The organism is Nocardia sp. CC201C, assembly GCF_030010695.1.
Lineage (GTDB): Bacteria > Actinomycetota > Actinomycetes > Mycobacteriales > Mycobacteriaceae > Nocardia > Nocardia otitidiscaviarum.
The window spans coordinates 1-4,517 of record NZ_JASCXP010000509.1 but is presented as its reverse complement, the minus strand read 5'-3'; the positions used below and the strand labels follow the sequence as shown (position 1 = coordinate 4,517).

The window sequence follows — 4,517 nt, the reverse complement described above, 5'->3', positions numbered from 1 at the left end:
GCCGCCCATACCGTCGACGCCACCTACCATTTCGCCGCCAACCACCACAATCCGATCGAATGCTCGGCGACGGCGGCGGTCTGGGACGGCGATACCGTCACGGTGTACGACGCCACCCAGGGGGTGAGCGCCACGCAGGCCACCATCGCCGCCTACCTCGGCATCTCACCGAGCAATGTGCGGGTGATCGCGCACTACGTGGGCGGCGGTTTCGGAGCCAAGGCCATGATGTGGCCGCATGTGACGCTCGCACCCATGATCGCGCGCGAACTGGGACGGCCGGTGAAACTGGTGCTCACCCGCGAGCAGATGTTCTACGGCACCGGTTTACGCGAGGAACAGGAGCAGCGGGTCACGCTGGTCTGCGACAACGAGGGCATGTTCACCGGGTTGCGGCACCACAAGCTGTCGGTCACCTCCCCGTTCGACGACTGGGCCGAATTGTCGCTGGGCGTGGCCGGGCAGGCGTACGGAATCCCGAACTGGGAGGGGCGCTACCGGCTGGTGCGCGGCAACACCATGACGCCCACCTTCATGCGCGGGCCCGGGGAGACCTCCGGCATGGTGGCCATGGAGTGCGCCATCGACGAGCTGGCCGACGCCATCGAGATCGATCCGGTGGAACTGCGGCTGCGCAATCACGCCGCGCTCGATCCGGAGAGCGGGCATCCGTGGTCCTCGGACGGCTACGCGGAATGCCTGCACCTGGCCGCCGAACGCTTCGGCTGGTCGGCGAGCGACCGCCGCGCCAGGATGCGCCGCGACGGCGACTGGCTCATCGGCTGGGGTGTGGCCACCGCCGGGTACCCGGTCTTCCTGCCCGGTCAGCCGCAGCGCGCGCACGCCCGCCTGCTCGCCGACGGCTCCCTGATCGTGCAGGCGGGCACCCAGGATTTCGGGACCGGGGTGGCGACCACCATGGCGCAGGTGGCGGGCGATGCGCTCGGCGTCCCCTGGGCACGGGTGCGGGTCGATATCGGCGATACCGACTATCCGAATATCGCGGCGGCCGTGGGCTCCATGGGCGCGGGCATGATCAGCGCGGCGGTGCACACCGCCTGCACCGAACTGCTGGCCCAGCTGATCGCGCTGGCCGTGGCGGATGCCGAGTCGGTCCTGCACGGACTGCCCGCGCACGCCATCGAGGGCGGCGGCGGCATGCTGCGCCTGAAGTCCGATCCCAGTGTGGCCGAGGCATATTCGGATCTGCTGTCCCGCAACCATCTCACCGATGTGGAGACCATCGGCACCTGGCATCCCCCGGCGCAGGACCTGCCCTACGGCCGGATGAGCTTCGGCGCGCAGTTCGCCGAGGTCGCCGTGGATGCGGATCTGGGCCTGGTGCGGGTGCGGCGCATGGTCGGCGCGTTCGCCCCCGGCCGCGTCCTCAATGCCAAGTTGGCCCGCAGTCAAGTGCTCGGCGGGATGAACTGGGGACTGTCGCAGGCCCTCATGGAGGCCAGCCTGCCCGATACCCGCGACGGTCGCTGGGCGAATTCCTCCCTGCTGGAGTACCTGCTGCCGGTCAACGCCGACGCCCCGGAGGTGGACATCTCCTTCGTCGAGGTCGCCGATTCCGTGGTGAATCCCCTGGGGGTCAAGGGGCTCGGCGAGCTCGGCATGGTCGGCGCGGCGGCGGCGATCGTCAATGCGGTGCGCCACGCCACCGGCCGAACCATCCGCGAGATCCCGCTCCGCATCGAACATCTGCTCGCCGAGCCGATGACGCCCTGACCTTCGTCCGCACGCCGCAGCGGCGTCGGTCCGACCAAATATCACATCACATCCGCTGGCACAAGAGCCGCCGGGGCGGAATCCGGCGGCCGGGAGCCGCCTGCGCGGAGGAACCGCCGAAGGCCCACGCTGACCAGACTCGGTGCCGTGAAATCGCGAATGAGATGGGCCGCCGGGCTGGCGGTCGTCGCTGTGGCGGGCGGGGTGCTGGTCACCCGGATCGTGGACGACGAAGGCGCCGACGTCGCCCGGGCGGATCCCGAGATCCCGCTGGTGTGCGAGGACAGGCGTCCGGCGGCGATCGACCCGGGCAGCTACGGCATGCAGCACGACGGGTCGTTCCTGCATCCGTCGCTGACCTACGTGAACGAGGAGGAGCAGCATCCGTTCCCGGGCGGCGGCGAGGATCTGTTCCCCGAGACCGGCGGCTATGACCCGAACACCTACCGCAGCGACAATGTGACCGTGGAAGCGCACTATCCGGGTGCGCGCTTCACCCCCGATCCCTTCCACTCCTGGCAGAACATCGTCGATTTCGACGGTCGGCGCTACATGTTCCAGTACGACCGCAGCGAGGCCCGCGTCTACGACATCACCGATGTCACCGATGTGCGGGTGGTCGAATCGCTGTCGCGCGACGATGTGGCGGGTGTCGACGGGAATGACGAGGCCGTCGCCGGAAAGGATTGGGCCGCCGGTGATTTCTGGGGCGCTTCCACCATCCAGTGGAGCGACCGGTACGACGGCTACATCATGGTGCAGAGCTTCGAGATGCGCCGCCAGGTGCCGTTCTGGATGGGCGACACCCCCGAGCACAGCAAGTACGCCGCGCCCGCCGGGGTGGCCGCCGCCCGGGCCGACACCCAACTCAAGGGGTTCAAGGTCTACAAGTTGAACGGCCCCCGGAAACGGGACTGGCAGCTGCTGGCGACGGTGAGCACCGACGAACACCAGCGGGATCCGCTCGCACCCGATCTCGGCGCACCGCAGCAGGGCTCCGGATCCCTCGACGTCCCGCAGTGGGACGGTGGGCGCTACATGTTCATCGCGACCGCGCCCAGCGACGACTGGTCGTTGCAGGAGTATCCGACGTACTTGTACGCCAACGGATTCCAGGCGTGGGATATGGCCGACCCCGCCCGCCCCCGACTGCTGGACACCTGGCATCGCGAGGGCACGGTGCGCGGTGAGGAGGACGCCTACCGGACCAATCCCCGCTGCGGCAACCGCACCTCGTGGATGGGTTCGCGCAATCCGCTCTACATTCCCACGCCGGTCGAGGAGGGCGGCAGGTACGGATTCGCGGCCCTGGGCGGTCTCGGCATGTCGATCCTCGACATCTCCGATCCGGCGAATCTGCGCGAGATCGGCCATCTCGACGTCCCGATGTCGGTCGCCGGAACCGAGGCCGACAATATCGACGTCTCGCAGTTCGAACGGACGGGCATGGTCTATCTGAGCGGATATCCGCTGTCCGAGGACTGCTACGAGCCCTACAAGGACATCTTCCAGGTGGATGCCCGCGATCCGGCGCATCCGCGCATCGTCGGGCGGCTGCCCCGCCCGACACCGCCGAAAGAGGCCGTGGTGACCGACTTCTGCCAGCGCGGCGGCAGCTTCGGTCCCAAGCGCAGCGGGTACTACACCTCCCCCGGCGACCCGAAGGACGGACTGCTCGTCTACGACTTCTACAACGCGGGAGCGCAGTTCTTCGACGTCTCCGATCCGCACCGCCCGCGCATCGCCGGATACTTCGCACCGCCCACCTTCGGTCCGGAGACCGAGGACTGGGCGCGGAGCAATCCGACGCACGGCGTGTACGTGGAGTACGACCGCAAGATCGTCTGGTTGCTGACCAATGACGGCATCTACGCGCTGTCGTCGCAGGACCTGTTGGGCGCACCGAATCTCGGCGCTCCGACCGAACCGTTCCGCGCCAGCGCCCGCTGAACCGACTCCGAGCCGCCGGGCGATACGCGACGACGGCGCGGATTCCTTTCGCGCACGGCCCGTTCCGAATCGTCGAACCGCACAGCGGACGATCGACCCCGCCACCGCCACGGCATCGCACGCGGGCCGTACAACGATGCGGGCGGCTGCGTGGGGTCGGTTCACGCGGTCACGTGCGGGCCAGCGGCTTCCCTAGTGGCGCACACGGTCACACGCGGGGCCACAGCTCCCGAGTGACGCGCACGGTCACACGCGGGCCACGGCTTCCGAGTGGCTTCACGCGGTCAGACGCGGGGCGGCCGCGGCGGCGGCTTCCCGCGCGGCCCGGTGGCCCGATTCGGCCGCGCCGTCCATGTATCCGGCCCAGCGGGTGGCGGTTTCGGTGCCCGCCCAGTGCAGGGGGCCGACTGGCGCGCGCAGCGCCGGACCGAAGCGGGTGAGGGCGCCGGGCGGGGTGAAGGCCCCGTAGCAGCCGCGGCTGAATTCCTCTTCGGCCCAGTCGCGTTCGAGGTAGGCGATGGGGTCGCGGGCGCGCGGGCCGAAATAGCCGACCAGGTCGTCGATGACCCGGGCGCGGCGGTCGGCGAGGTCCAGGCGCGCCGCGGCGTCGGCGTGCCGTCCCTCCAGGAATCCGACCAGCACACCGGGTGCGCCGTCGCGCGGAGTGTTGTCGAAGACGGTGCCCAGCGGACGCCGGTCGCTGTTGGCCTGACCGCTGAAACCCGCTCGCCGCCAGAAGGGTTCGTCATAGGCGACATTGACCTTGATCACCCGGCCCATCGGCATCCGCTGTACGAGTTGGTCGCGATCACCGGGCAGTCCCGGCGTAAAGC

General features: G+C 69.3%; 3 protein-coding genes. 2 read left to right on the top strand and 1 reads right to left on the bottom strand.

The window, feature by feature from the left end:
* Together QK444_RS32845 and QK444_RS32840 are read left to right on the top strand one after the other, a co-directional pair.
* Positions 1-1,734: molybdopterin cofactor-binding domain-containing protein (locus QK444_RS32845; protein ID WP_282785942.1), on the top strand; the 1,734-nt coding region annotated here is incomplete at its 5' end.
* Positions 1,735-1,881: 147 nt separating this feature from the next.
* Positions 1,882-3,684, top strand: a complete 1,803-nt coding sequence (locus QK444_RS32840) for a hypothetical protein (RefSeq protein WP_282785941.1) — start codon at positions 1,882-1,884, stop codon at positions 3,682-3,684.
* A 276-nt stretch (positions 3,685-3,960) separates the two neighbouring features.
* Here QK444_RS32840 and QK444_RS32835 read toward each other — a convergent pair.
* On the bottom strand, positions 3,961-4,517 hold a 557-nt coding region (locus QK444_RS32835), incomplete at its 5' end, for an FAD-dependent oxidoreductase (RefSeq protein ID WP_282785940.1).